This window comes from Paenibacillus turpanensis (assembly GCF_011421635.1).
In the GTDB taxonomy this organism is placed as follows: domain Bacteria; phylum Bacillota; class Bacilli; order Paenibacillales; family YIM-B00363; genus Paenibacillus_AK; species Paenibacillus_AK turpanensis.
The window spans coordinates 1-355 of the sequence record NZ_WTLI01000074.1 but is presented as its reverse complement, the minus strand read 5'-3'; the positions used below and the strand labels follow the sequence as shown (position 1 = coordinate 355).

1 protein-coding gene is annotated in these 355 nt (G+C 63.9%); it reads right to left on the bottom strand.

The annotated features are described in order from the left end of the window. Nucleotides 1-355, bottom strand: a 355-nt coding sequence (locus tag GQS10_RS22870) for an AMP-binding protein (protein WP_166246630.1), incomplete at both ends; no start/stop codon positions are given.

Here is a 355-nt window from a genome sequence, read left to right as displayed (position 1 = left end):
CTGGGAACGTGCTCTTCAGCAGCGGCGGCAGCGTGAGCGGAATCCAGTCGCCGCTCAGGAATACGAGCCGCAGCTTCGACGCGGCTCCTGACGCAGGGTTTACCTCCATCAGCGGAGCAAGCTGCTGCAGTGCGGCCGGTGCCGAATCCCAGAAGGTGATCGGCTCCTCGCATAACAGCTCCAGCAGCCGCTGCGGCTGGCGAATCTCGTCCTCAGCGACGATTCGGATCGAGCCGCCCGTCGACAGCAGGCCGAAGATATCGAATACCGACAGGTCGAAGCACAGCGAGGTGACGAACAGCACGCGGTCACCCGGACCGAAGCCGAACATGCGCTCCGCCCACTCGATCAGGTT